General features: G+C 48.0%; 16 protein-coding genes and 1 pseudogene. 11 read left to right on the plus strand and 6 right to left on the minus strand.

Annotated elements, in window-relative coordinates:
- Positions 1–75 precede the first annotated feature (75 nt).
- Entirely contained in the window at positions 76–4,029 is a 3,954-nt protein-coding gene (locus OXH39_16170; GenBank protein ID MCY3551998.1) for a SpoIIE family protein phosphatase, read from the plus strand.
- Between the two features lie 29 nt (positions 4,030–4,058).
- Here OXH39_16170 and OXH39_16175 read toward each other — a convergent pair whose 3' ends face one another.
- The 4 genes and pseudogenes from OXH39_16175 to OXH39_16190 all read right to left on the minus strand — a co-directional run bounded on the left by OXH39_16175 (position 4,059) and on the right by OXH39_16190 (position 9,233).
- Positions 4,059–4,955 (minus strand): UTP--glucose-1-phosphate uridylyltransferase, encoded by an 897-nt coding sequence (locus OXH39_16175; protein ID MCY3551999.1) that lies wholly within the window; start codon positions 4,953–4,955, stop codon positions 4,059–4,061.
- A pseudogene (locus OXH39_16180) lies at positions 4,938–5,978 on the minus strand (GHMP kinase). Before OXH39_16180 ends, OXH39_16175 begins: the two are co-directional and overlap by 18 nt.
- A gap of 47 nt (positions 5,979–6,025) precedes the next feature.
- Positions 6,026–6,853, minus strand: a complete 828-nt coding sequence (locus OXH39_16185; protein ID MCY3552000.1) for a GNAT family N-acetyltransferase — start codon at positions 6,851–6,853, stop codon at positions 6,026–6,028.
- Between the two features lie 166 nt (positions 6,854–7,019).
- Entirely contained in the window at positions 7,020–9,233 is a 2,214-nt protein-coding gene (locus OXH39_16190) for a hypothetical protein (GenBank protein MCY3552001.1), read from the minus strand.
- Positions 9,234–9,759: 526 nt separating this feature from the next.
- Here OXH39_16190 and OXH39_16195 point away from each other — a divergent pair.
- From OXH39_16195 to OXH39_16225, 7 genes are all read left to right on the plus strand, one after another.
- Positions 9,760–11,757, plus strand: a complete 1,998-nt coding sequence (locus OXH39_16195; GenBank protein MCY3552002.1) for a WD40 repeat domain-containing protein — start codon at positions 9,760–9,762, stop codon at positions 11,755–11,757.
- A gap of 34 nt (positions 11,758–11,791) precedes the next feature.
- The gene (locus OXH39_16200; protein ID MCY3552003.1) at positions 11,792–13,786 is read left to right on the plus strand and encodes a WD40 repeat domain-containing protein; all 1,995 of its coding nucleotides are present in this window, start codon (positions 11,792–11,794) and stop codon (positions 13,784–13,786) included.
- A 206-nt stretch (positions 13,787–13,992) separates the two neighbouring features.
- Entirely contained in the window at positions 13,993–14,829 is an 837-nt protein-coding gene (locus tag OXH39_16205) for a hypothetical protein (GenBank protein MCY3552004.1), read from the plus strand.
- A 111-nt stretch (positions 14,830–14,940) separates the two neighbouring features.
- A complete protein-coding gene (locus OXH39_16210; GenBank protein ID MCY3552005.1) occupies positions 14,941–16,734 on the plus strand; it encodes an ATP-binding protein in 1,794 nt (597 codons plus the stop codon).
- Between the two features lie 106 nt (positions 16,735–16,840).
- The gene (locus OXH39_16215; protein MCY3552006.1) at positions 16,841–17,107 is read left to right on the plus strand and encodes a hypothetical protein; all 267 of its coding nucleotides are present in this window, start codon (positions 16,841–16,843) and stop codon (positions 17,105–17,107) included.
- The gene (locus tag OXH39_16220) at positions 17,104–17,472 is read left to right on the plus strand and encodes a clan AA aspartic protease (GenBank protein MCY3552007.1); all 369 of its coding nucleotides are present in this window, start codon (positions 17,104–17,106) and stop codon (positions 17,470–17,472) included. Before OXH39_16215 ends, OXH39_16220 begins: the two co-directional genes overlap by 4 nt.
- Positions 17,473–17,551: 79 nt before the next feature.
- Positions 17,552–19,237, plus strand: a complete 1,686-nt coding sequence (locus OXH39_16225) for a tetratricopeptide repeat protein (GenBank protein MCY3552008.1) — start codon at positions 17,552–17,554, stop codon at positions 19,235–19,237.
- A 96-nt stretch (positions 19,238–19,333) separates the two neighbouring features.
- On the opposite strand, the gene OXH39_16230 is transcribed toward OXH39_16225, so the two are convergent.
- Both OXH39_16230 and OXH39_16235 read right to left on the minus strand, forming a co-directional pair.
- Complete coding sequence (locus OXH39_16230; protein ID MCY3552009.1) at positions 19,334–20,482, minus strand: Gfo/Idh/MocA family oxidoreductase; 1,149 nt, start codon at positions 20,480–20,482, stop codon at positions 19,334–19,336.
- Positions 20,483–20,484: 2 nt separating this feature from the next.
- Positions 20,485–20,928 carry a hypothetical protein gene (locus OXH39_16235; protein ID MCY3552010.1) on the minus strand — a complete coding sequence of 148 codons (444 nt, stop codon included), beginning with the start codon at positions 20,926–20,928 and terminating at the stop codon, positions 20,485–20,487.
- Between the two features lie 229 nt (positions 20,929–21,157).
- Here OXH39_16235 and OXH39_16240 point away from each other — a divergent pair, with 229 nt between their 5' ends.
- The 3 genes from OXH39_16240 to OXH39_16250 all read left to right on the plus strand — a co-directional run bounded on the left by OXH39_16240 (position 21,158) and on the right by OXH39_16250 (position 23,804).
- Positions 21,158–21,523: a rhodanese-like domain-containing protein gene (locus OXH39_16240; GenBank protein ID MCY3552011.1), complete on the plus strand. Its 366-nt coding sequence runs from the start codon at positions 21,158–21,160 to the stop codon at positions 21,521–21,523.
- Positions 21,524–21,804: 281 nt separating this feature from the next.
- Positions 21,805–22,833, plus strand: coding sequence for a spermidine/putrescine ABC transporter substrate-binding protein (locus tag OXH39_16245; GenBank protein MCY3552012.1), 1,029 nt, complete (start codon positions 21,805–21,807; stop codon positions 22,831–22,833).
- Complete coding sequence (locus OXH39_16250) at positions 22,830–23,804, plus strand: hypothetical protein (protein MCY3552013.1); 975 nt, start codon at positions 22,830–22,832, stop codon at positions 23,802–23,804. The genes OXH39_16245 and OXH39_16250 overlap by 4 nt, the downstream gene beginning before the upstream one ends.
- The last annotated feature ends 21 nt before the right edge of the window (positions 23,805–23,825 follow it).

Genomic DNA, 23,825 nt, shown 5'->3' on the forward strand with positions numbered 1-23,825 from the left:
AGTTGATGATCAAAGCCGCGAAGTGCTCTTCTACCGGGAGCCGAAAGTCGAAGACCGATAGCAATAAAAAAGATTATGACACACATTAACTCTTGTTCAGCGAGTTTTAGGGATTTGCAAACCACAGCGAAAAACCTCACTTTAATTTTTATCGTAGCCCTTGCGACAGTTTTTGTTTGTGTTGAGGCAAGAAGTGTTGAGCAAGTTCAAACCTACACCGTTGCCGATGGATTGGTGGGTCCAGTTGTTCCTGTTATTTTCCAAGACAGTCGAGGCGCCCTCTGGTTCGGTTCCAATCAGGATGGGGTCAGTCGGTTTGATGGGAATACATTTGAATCCCACATTGGGTCCCCGGACACTTCGGAAGACCTACTTGTGCCCGATGGAAAAGCGGGTGCGCTGCTCGGCGAAACACGACTCATCACCGAAGATAAGTGGGGACATATCTGGTTCCTCACGCGTGTGCCTTCAGAAACCTCAGGCAGAGTCAGTCGGTTTGACGGCACTTCAGTCAGCCTTATCAGTAGAGGCAATTGGCTGATCGTTGATCGAAAGGGCGATGTTTGGGTCGGCGACAATCAGAGGCTAACGAAGTATATCACCCCAGGCGTTCAACGTCCGTCACAAGCACAGCCAAACGAAATTATAGGCGAGAATCTCGCTCGTTCAGCGACTTTGACAATAAACGTCATCTTTGAAAGTAAAGATGGCACCATCTGGCTCGGTGGACATGAAGGGGCGGAAGAACAGACCGGTGTAATTTTGAGTTTCCGAGAGACGCGTTGGGTGCGCGAAGTCCCAGAACCCAGCGATAGTGACCAAGCAAGTGATGAAACAGAAAACCAAATGCCGAGTGTCAGCCAAGGTGCTGGATTCAAACGGTACGATATGGAGAATCTAAACACCATTGGTACTATCGAAGCGATAGCCGAAGGTCCGAATGGAAACCTCTGGTTCGGTGGCTACAACCTTCTCTTGCGGTTCGATGGGCAGACTTTTGAACAGGTACTCCCTCTTGCTTGGGGACAAGGCAGCACAAGGACACGTAACCCTTCACTAACCGGGAAGAGAGCGTCAATCCGAAGTGACAAACAAGGACGCGTTTGGTTTAGTGATGGACGCACCACAAGGTGGTGGAAGGGTTCACAACATGGAAACCTAACAGGGTTCCTTGAACTTGAAGATGCTTTGGGAAACCTATGGATGACGGATGAACTTGGAGCACATCAATACGATAGTACGCTTAATTTAGCTACCGTCTACAGCGAACTCGGAATTGAGGCGATCCATACGATTTTTGAAGCCGTTGACGGTAAATTGTGGTTCGGCCACAATAACGGGGCAACAGCATTTGACCCAACACCTGTAATTAGCACACATGCAGGACTCGGTACGAATAGGGTCCGAACGGTGTATGAGGATAGTCGAGGTTATCTCTGGTTTAGTATTCTTGGCGGTGCTACGCGCTATAATCCGCAAACAACAGAACTTACCACGCATCTATTCAGAGTAGATTCAGCACAAAACACCTCGTCCCCCAACTCCCAAGTTAACGCCAGTAGTATAGATCGCTCTCGGTTCCCTCGAACTGAAATTGAAAGAATATTTGAAGTTGGTGGAGATGTCTGGTTTATTGATGAACCGAGAGCGCGCGCTGGCTCTACAAGAGCTACATATACGTTCTTCCGGTTCGCAAGCGGAAAAGTGGATCAGGTGTCTATTCCTATCCGAATCCAAGTCGGACCCGGCGGCGAAATGTCGGGCGGCAGCACTGATATACACATTATTGAAGGGAAAGACGTATGGCTGGCTTTCGGTGGGCATCTCTTCAAAGCAGACAGAACAGGATTACTGCAGCTCACGGACACAGGCTTCCAAAGAATACTCTTTCAACAAACCGGTCCGGGGACAGTCCCTCAGCCAATAAACGCGCTTGATCACGGCGCAGCCGCCATCACCGATTTATACAAAGATACCAACGAGAGACTCTGGGTACATTTTGAGAACGGAAAAGTCCTGCGCTATCCGAAAACGATTGCACAATTAAAACCGACAGATCGTCCTATTAAGCCAGAAGTCCTTCCCCTAAAAGCAACAATGCTGTTGAAAGCCGCATCGGGAAGCAAATGGTTTTTTAACGCGGTAACAGGAAAGTTGATAATCTGGAGCGACACTGAACTTGGTGGACCAATTCTACTCGACGGAGAGTCCAGTTCAGCCCCACTCGCAGTATGGAAGGATCCCAAGCAAGAAAATAACCGAATAACTTTCCTTTTCCCTGATGTTCTCAAAACCTATCACGGCATAGCCCTCATCTCTGTTGACGATTTTGAACTTGCCGATGTTCAAACTTCTCTAACCTCACAAGAAGGTGTCCTCTGGTTAGCAACATCTCAAGGAGCCGTTCAATATGATGGGAAGAGAGTCACAAAGTACGCAAGAAAAGAAGACGAATTTCTTGTTAGCAACGTACGAGATGTGATGGAAGATAGCCGTGGAAATATATGGTTCGCAACATGGGGCGGCGGCATCCTACGCTACGATGGCGAAACCTTCTACCTCCTTACAACGAAAAACGGTTTGGCACATAATAACATCTCGAAAATTCATGAGTCCTCTGACAAAGACCTCTGGTTCGCAACCGAAGGTGGCGTTACGCACTATACACCGACGATTGGGGGACTCCCATTTTGTCGGTTAACTGCTTTAGAGGCTGATACAACCTATACTGACCTCTCATCGAGTTTAACGCTACCATCACGCGGATCAAAGACCTTTAATGTGAAAGGCATCAGTCCGCTCCGTGCTGGACTCTCTTACGAATTTAAATTGACCGGGCTGGATATCCCGACGTGGACCACCCTTTCGGCAGAGGCGTTCTCTCTCTTGAAAACCGGTTCTGGCGTTCGATCTAATGAGTGGACTGACGCTTCGGCAATCGGATTGCCAAATCAACAACTCCTGCGGGATAGCGGCGTTACACAGGAATTCCAAAACCAAAATGGAATTCTGCGCATTCGGTATACAGGTCTCAAAGCGGGAAACTATAACTTCCTCGTCAAGGCGTTCCGTAAAGGTACACCCTACACGGAACCCGCAGCAGCAGTGGACTTTAGCATCTCACCGCCCTTCTGGACGCGATGGCGCAGATACCTTCCGACACTCATCTTTGTGACCGTCGTCCTTTCTTTAGTTGGACGCTTGGTCGTCAATCGCCGACATACGGTGCAGCTGCGCAACGAAATGCGTGAAAAGGAAGAGGCGGACGTGCAACGTATCCGAGATGAGTTGAGTGAAGCGCAGAATATCCAGATGGGATTGCTACCTACGGAAGCCCCCGATACTAAGGGATTCGATGTCGCGGGGATGTCGGTGCCCGCAACGCAGGTAGGCGGCGACTTTTACGACTACCTCACCGTTGCGAATGGGCAAACCGCGATTGCCGTGGCAGATGCCGCAGGAAAAGGATTACGAGGCGCGATGAATGCCGTGCTAACGAACGGGATGCTATATGAAGTCGCGCGTTTTAAATCTGAAGCGGACATCATTCTCACCGATCTCAATAGGGGGTTAGCACCCCGCATGTACGGACCGAGTTTCATCGCACTCAACCTCGCAATCCTTGATGAAGACAAAAAACAGATCGACTATGCCAACGGTGGGCAACCCTATCCTGTTCTCAAGCGAGGCACGAACGTCTTTGAGATCGACAACAGCGACCTCCCCCTTGGCAGTATGAAAAGGGTCGAGTATGAATCCATCACTTTCGATTTAAAAGAGGGTGATGTCTTGATTTTCCATTCAGATGGTCTCATTGAAGCTCTCAATACGGATGAGGAAATGTATGGAACGGAACGCTTAAAGGAATTAGTTTCAAAAATCTCGGATAGTTACACTGCGGCGGAAGTAATTCAAAGCATCGTTTCGGATGTTCAAGGCTTCGTCGGTGACGCGGAACAATATGACGATATGACAATTGTTGTCATCAAAGTCCCGGGACATACTGACACCACAGGCAATGGCACGTAATTGGAAAAGTCCTTTGCGTGCCCGATTGTCTATGCGTTCCTGAAATCAATAACCGTTTGCCGGTATTCCTCCGGGAGACCGATGTCAAAGCGTCTGCCTTTGACGACATACCCTGAAAATCCATCTGCTTTCCGCAATTCATCTAAACAGGATGTCAGCTGGAATTCGCCGCGCTCGCGCAGGTTGTGCGTGATATTTTGTTCCAGAAACTCGAAAATCTGAGGTTGAAGCACATAGATGCCGAACACCGTCAAGAACTGATCTATATCCATTCCATCTACGTGCAAATGCTCCATTGCGTACTCAGCATCCGGTTTTTCATAAAACTCAGTCACCGAAAGCAGCGAATCCTCTTCTTTCCATATACCCGTGACACAGCCGAAGTTTGACAACTGCTCAATCGGTGTCTTTTTAAGTCCAACAACACTGTGCCCCACCTGTTCATAAGCCTCAACGACCTGTTGCGCGCAGCATTTTTCCTCATCTGAACCGTAGAGATGGTCACCCAGCATCAATAGAAAGGGTTCGTTTCCAACCCATTCTCTGGCACAATAAACAGCATGCCCAAAACCTTCTTGAACGTCCTGTGTGACGAATGTCACCCGGCTCCCCAATTCCAGCAGATAGTCGCAATACGTCTTATTCTCTTTGCTGAGTTTATTGTAATGTTCAATCGGCGGTGGCGTTTTGAAAAACGACTCAAAGAGTTCGGTATCCCCAGCCTGAACAATGAGGCAGACTTCCTCAATGCCAGCACTGATCGCCTCTTCAACGATTGCCATAATCGCTGGTTTTGCCTGTCCAGAACTGTCAATCACAGGAAACAACTCTTTCTTCATCGCCTTTGAAGCAGGGAATAACCGAGTTCCAAACCCAGCAGCAGGAATGACCGCTTTTCGGACGTGGCTGCTCGCTTCGATAACCAACTTCAGACACGACATCTCTAAATCTTGTTCAATAATCTCAATAACGCGCGTCTGACTCTCTTCATCCTTCACAATGAATTGCGCGGATCCGTCTCCTTGCGAACCGACCCCCTTGCCACCCCAGATATACGGCTGAATCGGTTCATAATTGAGGACTTTGTGGAGGACAGGTGCCGTCAACTGCGAGGGACATGCCGGAATCAGGTGTTTGTCAAACTCGGTTTGGGCGCGTGTCATTAGTTTGCCTACTGTTTCTGCGTCTCCGTCCCGGAGTGCTTGATATGCCTCTTGTGTAATCTGTGCGCTTATGGGACCAAGGTAGTGTTGTACATTTTTTTCTAATTCGCTCTCAGCGAACGGATAACAATGATTTAATTGGCTCAATATTAGACGTGTATCTTTACCAGCACCGAGGTCAACAATCACAAGGTACAGATCTTTCGGTACACTGAGTTCTCGGACATCAACATTGTCGCCATCGAAAGTCATCAGGATAGGTCGTTGGTATGCACACCCTTGGTCCATCCGTCCACAACGCGAAGGCGTCGTCGTCTCACCACGGTAGGCATATTCCATTTCACCGCGTGTTGTCATCTTGAGATCATAAGTGCGATTGAAGGCACGCGCGACCAATACACTGATGGCTGCACTCGAAGACAACCCTTTTTTCACAGGCAAATCGGTGAGATAATTGTCAATTTCCAGCCCCTGCACCCGATAGTTGGTTAAAATTTGATATGCAACACCGGCGGCATAACTGAAAAATCCGCCTTTTTCAGCCTCATCAAGCAAGGCACTCCTCTCCATGGGTAGGCTATAAGGACCGTGACGGGTACCATCACTGAGAGTTGTATTCAAAATCAGCTGCGTTGGATGCGGTTTAACCTCGGCGTATACCCCTTGGTTCGTGCTGGTTATTAATGTATAACCCTTTTCAATCTCTGAGTTATTTTGCCGGTACCTTGCTGCCCAATCGCTGTGTTCCCCGAACAGGCAAATTCTTCCCGGCACAAAAAGTTTCATAGTGCGTCCCTATAAGTTTTAGAAAATAAAGTTGTCTATCAGCAGAGTCACGCAAATTGATAGTGGATTCCTTCGGCAACAACAGAATAGCCGATTCGGCGATAGATAGAGTTGGAAACTGGGTTACCCAAATCGGTGTAGAGAATACACCGGTGTCCTTCATCACGAACCTGTTTCGAGAGACTGGCAACACACGCGCTGGCGTACCCGTTGCCTCGATTCTCCGGCGGTGTATAGACCAGTTGTACTCGAACGACACCTTCCACAGGTGGTGTTAACCCTGCTACTGACACAGGTCCAGCATTGTCCCATAACCAGATCTGTCCGGCAGAGAGCCGCCTGTCAACAAGAGATTCCGCTTTGCTTTCTTGTACTGCACTTGTGTCAGCCCAAAAATGGTGTACCCAGTCGATGAGGCGTTCCCGATCACCTCGGACAGCCTTCCGCAAGTGTCCTTTAACGCCAGTAGGTTCCTCCACTTTATTGACTTCATAAATGCGCTGTCCCATAAACGGAATCACTGCTGACTTTTGCCGCTCCGCCCACTGCCCTGCAAAGTGTGCTGCCGTTGTGGCATCCCCACCGACACCGGGCAATTTTACCTTTGCATCTGATATTGCATCCACCACTGAGCGAACTATGTTGGATTCCATCGGCGTGACAATTGCGCGAAGATTCAAGGGAGACTGAAAGGCGACACCGACGACAGCGTTTCCATCCGTTGCTACCCAGTAGCGACCGGGTATAAAGTGCTCAACTCGGGCGTGTAAAAGTGTAAGAATCACATTGTTATGGACAGGCTTTGAACGCAGGAATACCTTTGCTTTGTTCAATACCCAATCTGCATTATCACTAAAGGAGACTTCGATTGCCATACTTATATTATATTATAGAGTTATTAAGTAAGTCAATTCAGTTTTTTGTAGGAGGCGGGAAACACCCAAGCACAAGAGCGAGGATACAATCCTCGCCAGCGACGGTGGGGTTCTTGTCCCTGACGAACTATAAACATATTTTCGGATTTTACCGATATAATAGAATTTACAGTGTGCGACGCTGTGCCCATTGGCACCGCTGTATCCAATCCTTTGCTGAAAGGATGACTCCTAACGGGAGTGATGTGTCCTCCGCTATTGACCGGAATGCGTTTTGTGCAGCCCCATAATCTTTCAGATGATAGGCATTGATACCTATTGTCCTCTGGGCATCTAACATAAGACTTTGGTACTGTTGTGGTGTTAGTTGCCCCAACGCTGAGGTCTCTGGAGAAATCTCACCCGATACCTGTGTCTTCTCCAAGAGTGCTACTGCACGGCGAAGGTACTGATTACTACTTTGCCACGCGCCTTCCCGATGAAGCAAGTCACTGGCTAAGAAATACGCCAACCACATATCTGGCTCTGTTTGAATGCATGTTGACAGATACGCTATCTTCTCTGCTGCATCTTTGGACTCAACCAAGACGACGCGGAGTAACTCTCGGAGGGATCGATCCTCTTGTATCGCTCCATTCGGTTGATTAGTAACCATATCTGGATAGGAGTGTGCTGCCATCCGTTTGATGCCCCTCCGCTCAATCGTCCCATACGCTGTCTGGAGAGAGGCATAAGTGCTCACCGCTTTTTCGTGTTCATTCTTTAGCCAATAAATATCGCCTTTCAGCAGCACCGCCTCTGGGCTGAACAGGGTGTCGTCCATACTCGCGATGTGATTCGCTAAGGACAACGCCTTGTCATAATCCTGCATCCGATACGCGCTGTACATTAGCCCCCGCAGCGTGCTCAAATTGTCCGGTTCATCCGACTGCATCGTCTCAAAGGTCTCCACGGCGGTGACATAATCTTTTCGGAAGTATGCCTGCCACGCAGTTTCTCGCAACGCGGCCATCTCATGGGCACAGACCCGTTCAAAGACACTGCGTTGTTTTAACCGGTAATTCGCGTAGACTATATCGCTGTCTTGTAAAGGGACGCTTTCCAAAAATTCTATCCACTCCGCCTCCAATGAAGGTAAGTCTTTCGCATAGTGTCGCACAAAATTACCGGTTGGGAAAACCCCCTTAAATTTGTCTATGCCGTAGGTATCAACAAGAAACCGAACAAAGGATCCCGCCAACAAGTAACTCTGCGAACCAGCATGCCCCCAAAAACCAACACCCATAATGCCTGACAATGGCGGTGAAATCTCCATCTGGCGCATTGCCTTTGTCCATTGATGTGCTGTAAGCCTACCTTCACTCCAATCCGCGGCAACAGCAATCCCTTCGTGAAGTCCAATTTTCAGGCTCACCTTCAATGGGGACCACGGCACAGTCAAAACATGCGCCAATTCATGTTTCAGAACGGGATGCGGAAAGCCTTGTGCATGAATGTGAAACCCGTATCCGAACGGGTCTTCCACAGATGTACTACCTGCCCCAATCAACTGCTTTTTTTGCTCAGGAGATGCATAGACATAAGCACGGACCTTTTGATATAGTTCGTCTCCTTCAGGCATGAGATAGATAGACAATTGCGCGTATTGGAATTCGCAGTCGTCAGCGATGCGTTCAATCTCGGTTTCAAGTTCACGGGCATAGAAAATTTCAAAATGTTCTGTTTCATGGAAGCCCCCCAGTCTTCGCGCAATATCGTCGCGTGTTGGACGAATTTCTAATGCCCCTGCATAGAGTTGGAAACCGAGTAAGCAAACAATTAACAGATATAGCCACACACGTTTTGTGAGGGGACTGAAAAATTTACGCCATCTTAGTTGTGGCATCAATCCGGTGTCTCTGCTCACCTCACAAATACTGACAGTAAGCCCCAAAAACAGCAGTGCCCACAACAACGTTTCTGCGCGTGCAATTAGCAATGTATCTGTTATCGGGATAACAAAATCATAAATCGGTCCGGGGAAATACCCGAATGTCGCATGATACGCAAACACCGGTGGATGAAATATTAGATTGAGGACCATCGGAACAGAAGAAACAGCGAGATAGCCGAGATACGCCAAATATGCCAACCATCGCTTTTTAATCCAGAATCCGAAGAATATCCCGGCTGTTGTTGCGTACACGCTACTGATTACGGACAGTAGAAAAAAAAACAGAAATCCTTCACCGAAATTGCAATTTTTAATACGAAGCGCGTTCAACAAAATTATACCGACTGGTAACACGAACAACCCCAAGTTAAACACCAACGCACTCCAGAAACACCGCATCACAATTTGTTTCGGTGGACCGGTAAGCGCATCGGGCTGTCGTCTCATCTGCTGTATCACCGCCAGTGTTACGTGCGCTCCTGCGAATGAGATACAGAGTGCCATCACCGCGCAAAACTCAAAAGCAAAAATGTTAAACAACGGAACATTGGCAAGTACCAGTGCCAATACACTGAACGCGATGAACCACAGCCAATATGAAAATGCCTTATGTATTGTAGGTTTTCTGTACATCTCTTGAAGATTGAAAGTCGGGTTTAGTGTGCATTTTACTTGGATATCCCCTGTGTGTCAAGCAGAATTCCTTCTTTGTAGAAGACGATTAATTGCTGAAAATTGGATAGTTCTGTGCCTCCAAACAGATACGTTGACAAAAATCGCGTATATTACGTATAATTACAATATCCGACTTTGCGAACAATTAAAAGCTCATGTCTTTCACCTATCATGCAGCGATCCTTCTTCAACACATCTCTTTTTCACCTCCAACGACTCTCAATACTGTGTATGTGGACTTTGGGGCAAGAGAAATTCTAATTTTGTCAGGCTATTCGCAACAAAAGGAGATATTTTCATGGAAAATAGAAAACCGTTAATCCCTGCCCTGAGACCCCTTGACGACACAGATGTGACAACTTGGGAACTTCCTGAGGAAGCAATCGGCAGGTTAGGCAGGGGAATAATAGCTGATTTGGCGTTTTCGCCGGATGGTGAATCTCTCGCAGTCGCAACTACTATTGGGATCTGGCTCTATGAACTTGCTACCATGAAACCGATTGCATTGTGGGAAACCGAAAGGGGGTTGGTTTCTACTGTCTCCTTTTCACCCAATGGACAATGGATCGCCGCCAGCAACTGGGACGGTATCATCAAGGTATGGGAGACAGAGACGCAACGGTGCACCGCCAAAATACAAGGATGGCATGAGCGTATCTCCCAACTTACCTTCTCACCGGATAGCCAATACCTCGCGGCATCCGGCAGGGCTTACGGTGACGTTTATGTATGGAACACAAAAACGGGTATGCACGTTGCAAGTTTCACAGTCGCGGGTACTCCGAAAAAAGGTGAACGGCTACCCGCCAGCTTTCCTGTTTGCTTTTCACCCGACGGGCAGTATCTCGCCTATGTTTCGGGTCGAATATCGCTTGCTGTCCGGCATATAGAGACGAAAGAACATATCGCGCTTCTGAAACATTTCCCCCGAAAACACATACAAGGACTTGCCTTTTCATCGTGTGGACGGTTCCCTGCTGTTGGGAGTCAAAACACATCCACCAACCGTCAGAATACTGAGTTGCGGGTGTGGGATATTGATAAAGAATCCCTTGAGATGAATGATTCAAACTACGGTGGAGATAAGTTGATACCTGCCTACTTGCCTGATGGGACCTTGCGGGTTGCCGACATATATAAGGGCAAAGTGGTCCTGTGGGACGCATCCCGAAAAGAGAAACTTGATAACTTTGAATATCAAGGCAGCACCAGCAAGGCTTTCAGGTTTTCGTCTGATGGGCAGCAATTCGCAATCGCCACGGCATGTGAGGTGCGCGTATGGCACGCGGATGCCCCGCTCACAGTAGCGTCTCATCTGATGCATACACGCATAGTTCGGACACTGTTCTTTATGCAAGATGGCAAGACATTGGTGAGCGGACACGACGGCAAAAGCGGCATTGTGTTCTGGGATATTGCCCAAAAACGAGCGCAGCAAACGTTTAGTACATCTTACGGAAAGTGCGCTTTATCCCCGTGTGAAGAGATGTTGGCTACCACTGTTGGAGAGAATGGGGAAACGATTGAAGTCTTGAATGTTGCTTCAGGAACACCGGTTACAACACTCACTAAACATAAACAGATTGTAACTGCGCTTGCGTTCTCACAGACGGGTGAACACCTTGTTAGCGGGGATACAGAGGGAAATTTGTCCGTGTGGACTGTTGAGTCTTGGCGAGAGTCGCGCGAACTCATCGGACATACTAATGGGATTACAGCAGTGGCATTTCATCCGAATGGTTCACAAGTTGTCACGGCATCCCGCGATCACACAGCCAACGTCTGGGACTTTGAGAGGGGTGAACGGCTCGCTTCGCTTCCCTTAGCCGAGGAATCGGATGTTTCTCTGTATAGAGGCGACCAGCGGCAAATCCGGCGCATCTTAAATCGCCTGAGTCAAGGTTACAGCCATAAGTCCACCCTTCATTCAATCACGTTTTCTCCATCTGGCGATCTTATCACTGGCGGGCTGCATCGTGAGATACGTTTGTGGGATGCGACAACTTATGAGACGCGTATGGCAATAATCCCACCGGATACTTGTCAGCGACCTAATGTAGTTATATTTTCGCCGTGCGGACGCTATCTTGTCTCAGGTTCTTGGTGGCAAGAAGGACAAGAAAAGGTGTCTATCCGGTTATGGGACGTTTCAACAGGTGAGAATATTGCGACCTTCTGGAGCCATCCGACAGATATTCAGGACCTCGCATTTTCACCAGACGGTTCGCTCTTAGCAAGTGGAAGTTTTGACGGCACCGTTCTCCTATGGGATATGAAACCTTTTATTGGTTCTTAAGGTATTGCTTACCCCAATAAAATCGGGGTATTTGATGGAAAATCAACACTCACAGACAACCATACAGTCTACGCAGACAAACAGCGATGTGACAACTTGGGAACTCCCCGATGGCGCAATTGCCCGATTGGGACAAGGACTCATATTTGACATGGCGTTTTCACCGGATAACGCGTCTCTTGCTGTTGGAACTCGTGTCGGGGTATGGATGTATGAACTCGACACCATGCAGCCCGTCACACTGTTTGAAACCGAACGAGGCATGATTTCTAACATCGTCTTTTCACCCGATGGGCAATGGGTTGCCACCAGCAACGCGGACGGTATCATCAATGTGCGAGAAATAGAGACCCAGCAGCGTGTCGCGAAGATACAAGGCTGGCACGATGGCACCTCCCGACTTGCTTTTTCACCGGATAGCCAATACATCGCTGCATCCGGCTACGGACACGGCGATGTTTACGTCTGGTGCGCAAAAACCGGTCAACACTTCGTAAGTTTTGAAGTGAGAGTCACACTTAAGGAAGGTGAACGCCCTCCTACCTATTTCCCACTCTGCTTTTCACCCGATGGAGAGCTCCTCGCTTATCGTTCTGGCGGGACTAACATTAATGTTCAAAACCTAAAAACAAAAGAACGCTTCGCTTATCTGAAGTCAGAGGGTGAGCTGCGCGAATCAGGAGATATGTATGATCTCGCATTTTCACCTTGTGGTCAGTTTCTTGCTGCGAGCCTTCAGGATCGAACAACACGTGAGAATATTGAGGTGCAAGTGTGGAACATTGATAAAGAGATATTGGAGACAACTTACACAGACTACGGCGGAACCCGGGCGATTCTCGCTTATTCCCCTGATGGTGCATTACGGGTTGCCGATGTTTATGAAGACAAAGTAGTGATGTGGAACGCGTCCCGGGGTGAAAAACTTGATACCATTGAATATCAAGGAAAAGGTAGGACGGAACAATGTATCTCTACGGATGGACAGCAGTTCGCAATTCTCACTGACTGCGATATCCGCGTGTGGCGTGCAGGCTCCCCTACCATAGTAGCACCGCTCACAGTGCCTCATCATGTACCCGACTCTCTGTTTTTTTATCAATCGGGCAAGATGTTGGTTTGCAAATACTGGAATGAAGGTGTCGTTTTCTGGAATGTTGTTCAGAAACAGGTGATACCTCCCCCGATCCCACCAGAATGCGGGGGCAAAAGGTGTGCGCTGTCCCCTTGTGAAGAATTGTTGGCTCTCATCGGAGAGGATGGACAAACACTTGAAGTCTGGAACATCACGTCCGGAACCCGAATAGCAGAACTCACCGAACATCAGAGTTTAATCACCACCGTGGTGTTCTCGCCGTCAGGGGAACACCTCATCAGTGGAGATATAGATGGAAAACTTGTTGTGTGGCGTGTCCAACATTGGGAAAAGCAGTATGCATTTATAGGGCATACCGATCCGCTTCGGGCAGCAGCCTTTCACCCGAACGGAAAGCAATTCGCTACGACTGACGGAAGGAGTATATTTCTTTGGGACGTTACGAGTGGTGAACAGCTTGGTTCACCTTCTGTAGACTCCACCTTTGTTGCCCTATATAAAGGAGATATGCGACAAATCCAGCGGCAAACTCAGTCACGTAACAAACCTTCAAAGAATCTCCATTCAATTGCGTTTTCACCTTGCGGCACTTTATTGGCTGGTGGGTTATTCGGTGGGATTCATCTATGGGATGCTGCAACTTTAGAGCCGCGCATGGGGATGATTCTACCTGCGAGTTGCTCCTGGGTTGTTGGTGTTGTTGTGTTTTCTCCATGTGGTCGGTATCTTGCCTCTGGTTCTTGGTGGAACAAAACAGACAAAGTCTCCGTTCGTTTATGGGAGGTTGCCACTGGGGAAAACATCCATACCTTCTGGGGGCATACCTCAGATGTTCAAAATCTCGCTTTTTCAAAGGATGGCGAACTCTTGGCAAGTAGCAGTTATGATGGCACCGTCCTGCTTTGGGATATGAAACCGTTTATAAATTCTTAAAAGTGTCCAACCCAATTTATCTACCACAGAGACCAATTGAAAACAAGGTGTTATGAAATTTTCTTTGAAGTTTTAGATAAAATATGTTAAAATACGATGTGATGAGTTTTACAGTGCGGTGCCAACCGGGCAAAGCGAGATTGGCATAACTCGTAAATCAATACAACAAGGTTGCGTTTCTGGAACGCGCAACAGGAGGAACTAAAATGGCAAATGGATTCACAAGATTTTTCAAGGCTATCTGGTACACGCTGACAGGACGGGCACACGAATCTGCGGATAGAATGATGGAAAACCCTGAAGCTGTCAGAGGAGCTTACGAGGACATCATCAAGGACAAGAAGGGGAATATTCAACGCTACAAGCAAGCAATTGGTCAGCTGATTGCACTCGTTGAGCAGAAAAGATCCGCGGTCAAAAACCTGACTGATGAAGTCGAGCGACTTGAGGAACTAAAATCAGGAGCGATCGCGAAGGCACAGCAGACCGCTGCTGAACTGCAAGGTCAAGGACTCGCCCAGGAAGAAATTAAGGTGCACGCTGAATATACGCGATGTGTCACCGCTTATCAAGATTTCAATTCCAATTTGCAGGAGAAAACCGGTCGCATTACGGAACTGGAAGGTGAGATTGAAGGTGCCCAAGCGGATATTGAATCTCATAAACTTCAGATTACGAATCTACATCGCGATTTGGATAAGATCAAGTCCGAACAATCTGAAGCGGTTGCGGATCTGATTACCGCACGAGAACAGGAAGAAATCGCTGATATGCTCTCTGGTATCAGCATGGACGGCACCTCTGCCGAGTTGACGCGGATGCGAGAAATCCGGGAGAAAGCGAAAGGGCGTTCAAAAGTTGCACAGGAATTGGCGGGTACGGATTCAAAAAACGAAGAACAGGAATTCCTTGCTGCAGCGCGATCATCTTCAACCTCCGACGAATTTGATGCGTTGATCTTCGGCGCACAGCAGACTGACACCAAAACGGAAACAGAGACGAAAAAGGAAACAACAGATTCCGATTCTGAATTGCCAGTATAACGTACTACAAAAGACGCAGCACCTCATCCGAAGGTTACCATCTCAAACAGAAGGGGGCGAGAACTCATAGCCGTTAAAAGCCCAGACTACACATTTCCGAAAGAAGCCGGAATGCTCATTAATTCGGGAACGTCCCGTAGCCTCGTCCTGTCTGGAAATATCCACGATCTCTTTTTTATGCGCGATGGAGATAACACGGACTATATTCCACTCATCCCCTTTTTGACGTGCAGCTGGGACATTCCAGGGTTCATTCTGATAGTTTATGAGCTCAATGGACCTATCCGGTTTGCCCAAGAAGCTGAACGTGAAAAAGTTAAGCGTGCTTTCGAGCTATGGCGAGGCACAACCGATGCAAACCTCAACATAGACGCAAGTCACGGACGGGGTCCGTTACAAGGCATACTCGATGCCGCTCCCCCTCCTGATGCCTCCTTTGAGCAGTACATGAACGATGCAATCGGCAGTCCGACCTTGGCACTTGAACTCCTAAGGCAGTTCTGCCTGTTGTCCCGATCCACAAATGCGCAAGGTGAAAAGTTTCTATCCGAAAAATTGATAATCCTGATTGAAGCAACAGACATGTTGCTTCCAGAAGGTGAAATTCGGAGTTTGTCCCTTCCAGACAGACATCGGGTCAGTATCGTTCAAGATTGGATATCCGACTCCAGTTTCATGAACGGCAACGATACCGTCATTTTCATCACGGAATCGGCAAGCCTTGTGAGTTCTCGGATTATCAGACTGCCACAGGTCATCACCGTCGAAATCCCATCGCCGGGGATGGGAGAGCGTCAACATTTCATCTCATGGTTTAATAACACACCACAACTCGTAGAGAAGCCACTAAACCTTTGGGGCACGCAAGCGCAACTTGCAATGCTCACAGCCGGTTTATCCATCCAAGCATTACGCCAGCTGCTTCTCTCTGCCTGTTATTCTGGAGAAAAACTGGAACCTGAGGACGTTATCGGGAAAGTGTCTGAATTTATCCAAGGGCAATTAGGCGAGGACGTTGTAGAATTCAAAAAGCCTGAGCACAGTCTTAAAGACATCGTTGGTAACCAAAAACTGGTGGCGTTTCTGCAGACACAGTTGATTCAGCGGATCACTTCGACCGGTCTCGATGCAATCCCCGGCATGAGCGTTTGTGGTCCCATCGGTAGCGGAAAAACCTTTATCTTCGAGGGGCTTGCAGGTGAACTCGACATTCCTGTGCTTGTCCTCAAGAACATTCGGAGCATGTGGTTTGGACAGACAGATGTGCTGTTTGAAAGGCTTCGGCGGCTGTTGATGGCACTCGTAAAGGTGCTTATCTTCGTTGACGAAGCAGATACGCAATTTGGCGATGTCGGGAAGGATGCACACAGCACAGAACGCCGTTTGACCGGAAAAATACAGGCGATGATGTCGGACCCGCAACTCCGCGGCAATATTACATGGCTCCTAATGACCGCCCGAATCTACAACCTCTCACCTGACTTACGGCGAGAAGGCAGAGTTGGCGATATAGTAATCCCCGTGCTTGATCCAAAGGACGAGGACCGCGAGGCTTTCCTCCGTTGGACGATTGCCAAAGTCCTTCCCGGTCCCCTGTCTGAAGAAGCAGTCAAACGACTTGCAAAACTGACTGAGGATTATTCCGCTGCGAGTTTCGCATCGCTGCGCTCGGATCTGGAAGCCGCCAGTCTCCTCAAAAACGATAAACTAACACCTGATGAAATCATCGCTGTCGCAGAAGATCGAATCCTACCCAATATTGGACCGATCCGACACTATCAAACCTTGCAAGCCCTCGTGAATTGCACACGAAAATCCTTACTCCCTGACGACTACTCCCCAGAAATCCGAGAATCGTGGGTCAAACAGATTGCACAACTCGAAGCCATCGGAATTAGTGGATAGTGGGAAAAATCATGTCTTAGCACGCACCCCAATTTTGTGTTATAATGTTAATGTGTAATGAACACAGTGTAGTGTTTTATAACAACATTTCAGAAGGAGAATTACCATGTCATATTCTGCTGCTACCTCTGAAACCATCGCCGCCCGCGGCGAAGAAATCTATCAGCAGTACCGCGAAGAACTTGAAGTTCAACACAAAGGTCAGTTTTTTGTGGTCGATATTGAAACAGGAAACTATGAAATCGCCAATGAGGATTTAGTCGCTACAGAACGCCTTCTTGCTAAAAATCCAGAGGCTATGACTTACGGTCTGCGAATCGGCTTTGGAGCCGCCTATCGCCTTGGCTTTAGAATTTCGGATCCAGCACAATGATTATAGGAAAAATTAGGGCGGATCGAGAAGCCGTGATTGAATTGGAAGTTGTTGGCTTAGCACAACGGGTAAAAATTGAGGCGGTTATTGATACAGGTTTCACTGGCTATTTGATGCTACCAAGCGATTTAATTGATCGCCTGAATCTTCCACTGATTGGTAAGCGAGACGTGATTCTCGCTGATGGAACCAGCGTTCCCCTCAATTTATACCGTGTGAAAGTGATATGGCACAGCGTAGAACGTGTGGCGTACGTTTTACGTGCAGATGCTGAATCGTTAGTTGGTATGTCGTTGCTTCACGGAAGTCGCGTGACACTGGATGTGGAAACAAATGGAGATGTAATAATTGCCCCTTTGCCTTAGACACATTACTTAACCAGCAGCAACACTTAAGAACAAACATTCCGTAAATTAGTTACAATTGAAGGGAGAAGAAGTCTCGATGCAATTCAAAATCCCGTTACGTCAACGACTACAGCTCGTAGTCCAGTATCTGGCTACGGCAGCAGTGCTTCTTCTATTCTATGGAATTCACACGGCTATCGCCCAAACCGCCACGCAGATTGCTAAAACGAAAGCCGCTACTGTTTCCTTAGAGATGAAGGACAACACCGGCAAAATCATCAGCATCGGCAGCGGCTTTTTCGTTCAATCCAATCTCATTGCCACCAACTACCACATCATTGTAGGAACAGCGAGTGGCACTGCGAAAGTCGACGATAAAGATACACACTACACTATTGAAGGGTTCACTGCAATAGATGCAGCCAACGATCTTGCCCTTCTAAAAGTTACGGCGTACGGTGTCAAACCATTGCCACTCGGCAATAGCGATATCCTTCAGATCGGCGAGACTGTCCATGTCGCCGACAATTCCTTAGGTGTCGTAAATTTCTGGGACGGTATTATAAAGAGATTTCGCGATAAGTACACCACGGAACGAATTCTGATGACAGCACCTATGGCACCCGGAAGAAGTGGAGCTCCAGTGCTAAACCGCTGGGGTGAAGTTATCGGGATGTCTTATATAACGACTGAAAGTGTAACCACTGAAAGTGGGCAGTACCTCCAATTTGCCATCCCCTCACGTTACCTCAAGGCACTGCTAGCTGAGTCTAAACGAGTACACTCTTTTTCATGGGATACACATTCCATCTCCGCAGAAACATACTTCTTGCGAGGTAAAATGATGGAGAGTCTCTCGCGGTATGTGGATGCAATTGAAGTCTACACCCACGCAATTCGACGCAATCCAAATTACAAGATTTATTACAATCGAGGACGTGCCAAGAGTTGGCTTGGACAATACACCGCCGCCATACAAGACTACAACAAAGCAATACAACTCAAGCCTGATGATTCTTTTATTTACAGTAGTCGCGGAAGTGCCAAAAATAGTCTGGGTCAATACTTTGAGGCTATACAAGATTATGACAAAGCAATACAACTCAAGCCAAATAGTGCCTATACCTACGTAGGTCGAGCACATGTAAAGGAACAACTAAACCAATACGCAGCCGCTATACAAGATTATGATATGGCAATACAACTCAGACCTAATGATTTCCTTTTCTATCTTGATCGGGGAGATGCCAAAGTTAAACTAGGACAGTATTTTGCTGCAATACAAGACTATGACAAAGTAATACAAATCATCCCGCAAGGTGCTAGGGCCTACCACAGTAGGGGAAATGTTAAAGCTCAACTCGAACAATATGCTGCTGCTATACAAGATTACGACAAGGCAATACAAGTTAATCCAAATTATGAGATTGCCTATTACAGCCGTGGATACACTAAGGCACGCCTCGGGCAATACTTCGCCGCCATACAAGATTATGACAAGGCAATACAACTTAGACCTGATGCTGCTTCTACGTACCGAAGTCGCGGGATTGCTAAGTCTCAACTCGGGCAACACTTTGCCGCTATACAAGACTATGATAAGGCGATACAACTCAATCCTGATTTTGCTTATGCCTATTACAGTCGAGGACTTGCTAAAGTCTTGCTCAATCACATAATGGAGGCAAAGCAGGATTTTCAAACTGCCTTGAAACTTGCGAAACAGGTGGGTAATGTTAGCCTTGAATCTGATATTAAGTCAGTACTTCAGACATTGGAATAGCAAGATTTGAAAAGCAGCGAAATAGAACTGGATGCTACAGTTAATTTGTGAGATTCTCTTGACTTTTCACTTGGAGGTTTTCAATATCACATCGGTTCAGTTAAGCTCAATTGCCTCTCCGCTTGCAGCGGAACGATATCCGGCGCAGATGATTTCTACGGAATGCGCGGCAAACTCGGCGTTCATTTCACTCTCAACACCGTTCTCAACACAATCCACAAACGCGCTGAACTCTCGTGGTCCATCGTCATCACTACCGACATCAATCCATTGTTGCTTTGGGCGCATCCCGATCTCCGATTGTGTGCTACTCCACATCCCCATTGGATCCAGTGGGTGGGGTGTCGGCGGTTCAAATGCTGGTTCAGCGGCAAAAACCTCCAAGCGGTTCGCCGACGCATCAAACGTCAAAGTCCCCTCGGTGCCGATGAGATGTACCTTCCGAATGCCACCTTGTGCGTGACTCTGCCATCCGTAGCGTCCACCGACAATCGTCGCCGTAATTCCATCTTCCAAGTCCAGAACTAAAGCACCAAAGTCCTCAAGACCACAGTCGCGATGTTCCTTAAAGAAATAGTTCGCTGTTCCACCGAAAACACGCTGTACCCGCTTCTGTGTCAACCAATTCACCATAGATACCGCGTAGACCCCGACATCAAACATCTCAGGTTTCGCTTCAACGAAACTGTAGTGTTCCAAGGTCGGTTTTTGGATTCTTTTTTCTCCGACGGGTGCGGTGCCCGGATGCCCTTTGGAAAACAGGACATCACAATGAATTGCCTGAAGTTCGCCGATGCGTCCACTCGTCAACGCCCTCTGAACGGTGCGCGCCCAAGCACTGTGAATGTTGCTAAACATCTGGCTACGGACACCACTTTTCGCAACAGCGTCAACAATTCGGTTCGCATCTTCCGCGTTGAGTGCCATCGGCTTATCAAGATAAACGTGCTTTCCCGCTTCTGCGCATTTCGCCCCTATACGTCCGCGACGTTCCACATCTGTACAGAGGCTCACGATATGCACGTCCTCGCGTGCCAATGCTGCGTCGAGGTCTATGAACGGCAAATCCATTGATTCAGCCAGCGAACGTGCCAACGTAATCCGTTCTGGTGGTGCGTCCGGTTCATCAGCGAATGCCACCAACCGACACCGTGCATCCTGCGCAAAACTCAAGGCGTAATTCTCTTGATGCGTCCGATTCCCACCGAGGAGGAGAACCCCATATTTTTTTCCGTTCTGCTGCATGTTTAACCCTCCAATGTTATAGGTTGTCCGCTTTCAAGGGACTGTACGATAGCCTCTGTCAGTTCACCTACGCCACCGAGTTCCGGCGGGGCTGCATTCAGGTAATGTCTACCTACCGGTGTTTCGTGGTAGATAACGCCTTTATTACCAACCAACATGATGTCGATTGCCGTTTCAGCATCAACCCGATTGGCACTCACCAGTGCCATCTGTCCCCCAACATAGTGAACCATGACCGTCGTCTGTGTGGCTTCCGCGCCTCCCTGTGCATAGACGCGCGCCGGTGCTGAAGGTATCCATCCATTCGCAAGCGCAGCCGCCTCTCCCAACGATAGCAGCAGATCGGCTGTGTCATCTGCCACGTTAAGGACACACCGAAGGAACACTGGACTCCCAATCCGATCCTTCTCAATCACAGATTGAACAGATTTTTTGAGCAATTCCATTTTTTCTCCTTTCTTAGTTGTCAGCAGTCAGTTATCAGCGGTCAGTAGGTGTCGCTCCTACAGCAGAAAAATAACCTGAAAAATATTGACGAATCTGTGGATATTATGCTATATTCTGTAACAATAAATTTTGGCTTGTCCTGTTGAATATGGACTTGCAAGCTGCGCCCTACAATACCAAAATTGCCCGAAAATCAACCAGCAATCTTTAACTCTTTTGGAGGAAATAATGCCACTGAAAACCCTTGAACAACTCGTTTCCGAGGCGAAAGCGAATGTTGGACACATATCACCAGACGAACTTACAGAAGCTACAGAGTCAATCATCCTCTTAGATGTCCGCGACGAACCCGACTACGACGAAGAACATCTGCCGAATGCAGTTTCACTCCCACGCGGTTATCTCGAACTCGATATTGATGAGGTCGCCCCTGACGCAGATACACACATCGTTACATATTGCGGTGGCGGCACCCGTGCGACACTCTCCGCACACACTTTAAAAAACATGGGCTATGAAAATGTCTCAGTGCTGACGGGTGGTTTCCGCGGTTGGAAAGCCGAAGGATTACCAACCGAAGAATCTGATGAATAAGCACATCTAATGTACGTAGATTAGCACAGATAAAAAACCTTGTCAAATCCCGATACTGCGCAAGACGATTCTGTTTTCCGTGCACGTAAGTCCGTTGGTTTGTAGTAAGGAAACGATTTATTGCTCGTTATACACACCTTTAGAACGTGCGATAAATCGCACTACTACAAACACATCCATTCTTAGGCAGAAAACCCCTTTAGAACGTGCGATAAATCGCACTACTACGAACACATTATCGCACAAACATAGCGACAAGACCAACACCACACGGAGAAAAAATGCGAAACAGATATATCCTTTTAGCAGTCATACTTCTCGCACTCTTTATCGGCAATAGCCATGGACAAAAGAAACAACTCAACGTCTTCACGTGGGCAGGTTACGTCAGCGACGACATCCGCGAGGGGTTTGAAAAGGAATTCGGGGCGAGCGTCCTCATTGATACCTATGCCAGCAACGAAGACCTCCTTGCGAAGTTGTTAGCCGGTGCGACAGGATACGACATCATCATGCCGTCCGACTACATGGTGTCCATCCTAATCAAGCAAAATCTATTAGCCGAATTGAACCGCGACAACATCCCTAACTTCCAAAATATCAGTCCGCTATTCCTTGGCAAATACTTCGACACCGAAAACCGATATTCCATCCCCTATACATTCGGCACCGCGGGTATCGCTTACGATTCGGCTGTTGTTTCGCCAGCACCCGATAGTTGGACGGTGCTTTGGGATACCCAATATAAGAACCAATTCAGCATGTTGGACGATCAACGCGAGACAATCGGTGCTGCGCTTAAACTGCTCGGATACAGCCTCAACACAACCGATCCGAAGGAGATCAAAGCGGCGAAAGAAAAACTCATTGCCCAGAAACCGCTCGTCAAACAGTATAAGAGCGAGGCGGAAGAACTCCTCATCGCTGGGGACGTCGTCATGGCGCACTGCTGGAGCGGTGATGCGTTCCGTGCAACAGAAACCCGACCTACGATCCGATATGTCATTCCGAAAGAAGGCTCAAGCCAGTTTATCGATGCGGTCTGCATTCCGAAATCCGCACCCCATAAATCCCTCGCCGAGCAATTCATCAATTACCTCCTTCGCCCTGAAGTCAATGCCAAGATTACGACTTTCACGAAATATGGGACATGCGTCCCCACGGCGAAAGAATATTTACCGGAACACCTACGGAAACACAAATTTATCTATCCACCGCAAGAGGTTTTGGAATCCCTTGAGTGGCTAAAAGATGCGGGAGACTTCACGAGACACTATAACCGCGCATGGGAGGAAATCAAAGCGAAATGATGTTTAAAACGCTTCAACATCTACGCTGGATTGTTGTGAGTGTAGCTGCTTTTGTTCTGTTCCATGTAGTTATAGGAAACGTTGCTGCGAAAAAATGGAAGGTCGTTTCTCAACTTCCAACCGGAAGATCGGCATTCTCAACGGCAGTCGTTGACGAGAAAATTTATCTCATCGGCGGTCTCCTCTTTGAAAACGAGAAAGGTAATACCCGTGGACTTTCAACCGTGGAGGTCTACGACACGAAAAACAACAGTTGGCAGCGACTCGCAGATATGCCGACACCTCGATTATATGCGGGGGCAGCAGTCGTGGATGGAAAAATCTATGTCGTCGGTGGCTATCGTGTAATAGACAGACGCATGAAGACACTGAAAGTCGTTGAGGTGTACGACCCACAAACCGATACATGGGAGAAAAAACAGGACATGTCCATCCCTCGTAGACAGTTCGGTATTGGTGTGGTTGCTGGCAAAATCTATGCCATTGGCGGCGAGAATCTCTTTGCGGATCCATCCCTACTCGATCATGTGGAAGTCTATGACCCTGTCAGCGATACTTGGGCAAAGCGAGCGGAGCTGCCATCAAGACGCGATGAGGTTAAGGTAGCGGTTGTTCAGGACACCATTTACGTCATCGGTGGGTTTGGGTGGCCCCCAGTTGGTTTGGGTGCCGTTCTTGCTACCATTGAAGCGTATCACCCCAAAACGAACCGCTGGCGCGAGAAATCGGACATGCCGAATCTCAGAACTGACTTTTCGACGGTCGTCGTTGATGATAAAATCTATCTCATTGGAGGTTATGGTGTTGCGCTTGAAAGGTTTGACGGGTACTTAAAGACAGTAGAAGTCTATGATCCAGAGACAGAGAGATGGGACGATAGTCTGCCGATGCCAACTAAAAATAGCCCGTTTGGTGCTGAGGCAGTCAACGACAAGATTTATCAATCTACCCGTCAAAACCCCATGCTTTAGCTTGGGGATGTAGACGGGCGT

This window comes from Candidatus Poribacteria bacterium (assembly GCA_026702755.1).
GTDB lineage: Bacteria > Poribacteria > WGA-4E > WGA-4E > WGA-3G > WGA-3G.